Origin of the sequence: Psychrobacter sp. FME13 (genome assembly GCF_014861395.1) — a bacterium.
GTDB lineage: Bacteria > Pseudomonadota > Gammaproteobacteria > Pseudomonadales > Moraxellaceae > Psychrobacter.
In genome coordinates this window covers 1-1,245 of record NZ_RRYV01000303.1, presented here as the reverse complement: position 1 = coordinate 1,245, position 1,245 = coordinate 1, and the positions used below count along the sequence as shown (strand labels likewise).

General features: G+C 46.6%; 1 protein-coding gene. It reads left to right on the top strand.

Annotated features, from left to right (window positions below; translation table 11 throughout):
• Positions 1 to 18 precede the first annotated feature (18 nt).
• Complete coding sequence (gene tuf, locus EI164_RS16190) at positions 19 to 1,209, top strand: elongation factor Tu (protein WP_192520999.1); 1,191 nt, start codon at positions 19 to 21, stop codon at positions 1,207 to 1,209.
• Positions 1,210 to 1,245: the final 36 nt, after the last annotated feature.

Sequence of the window (1,245 nt, the reverse complement as noted above, 5' to 3'; positions counted from 1 at the left end):
AAAAAAGAGGAAATACCCATGGCAAAGGCCAAGTTTGAACGCAACAAGCCACACGTCAACGTCGGTACCATTGGACACGTTGACCACGGTAAAACAACACTAACAGCTGCAATCGCAACAGTAGCAGCAATCACATCAGGTGGCGAAGCCAAAGACTACGCTTCTATTGACTCAGCACCAGAAGAAAAAGCACGTGGTATCACCATCAACACCTCACACGTAGAATATGACACAGCTACTCGTCACTACGCTCACGTTGATTGCCCAGGTCACGCCGATTATGTTAAAAACATGATCACTGGTGCCGCTCAAATGGATGGCGCAATCCTAGTTGTATCAGCAACTGACGGCCCAATGCCACAAACTCGTGAGCACATCTTGCTATCACGTCAGGTTGGCGTACCATACATCATCGTATTCATGAACAAATGTGACATGGTAGATGACGAAGAACTACTAGAACTAGTAGAAATGGAAGTTCGTGAACTATTGAACGACTATGACTTCCCAGGTGATGACACTCCAATCATCAAAGGTTCAGCAACTGAAGCCCTAAAAGGCTCAGAAGACAAATATGGCCAACCAGCCGTAGTAGAACTACTAGAAGTACTAGACACTTACATCCCAGAGCCAGAGCGTGACGTTGATAAAGCATTCCTAATGCCAATCGAAGACGTATTCTCAATCTCAGGTCGTGGTACCGTAGTAACAGGTCGTGTTGAATCTGGTATCGTAAAAGTTGGTGACGAGATCGAAATCGTTGGTATCCGTGACACTCAAAAAACCACCTGTACTGGTGTAGAAATGTTCCGCAAACTGCTTGACGAAGGTCGTGCAGGCGAAAACTGTGGCGTACTACTACGTGGTACTAAACGTGAAGACGTACAACGTGGCCAAGTACTAGCTCAGCCAGGTACCATCACACCTCACACCAAGTTTGACGCAGAAGTATACGTACTGTCAAAAGAAGAGGGTGGTCGTCACACACCATTCCTAAACGGCTATCGTCCACAGTTCTACTTCCGTACCACTGACGTAACTGGCGCAATCCAATTACAAGACGGTACTGAAATGGTAATGCCTGGTGATAACGTTGAGATGGGCGTAGAGCTTATCCACCCAATCGCTATGGACAAAGGTCTTCGCTTCGCAATTCGTGAAGGCGGCCGTACTGTAGGCGCTGGTGTTGTTGCTAACGTACTTGACTAATGATTAATCCCATCAGTGTATGCTGATGTAGGTTAA

Bases quoted from the DNA above. Each gene is read 5' to 3' on its own strand.
- tuf (WP_192520999.1), top strand. From the start codon at position 19: ATGGCAAAGGCCAAGTTTGAACGCAACAAGCCACACGTCAACGTCGGT.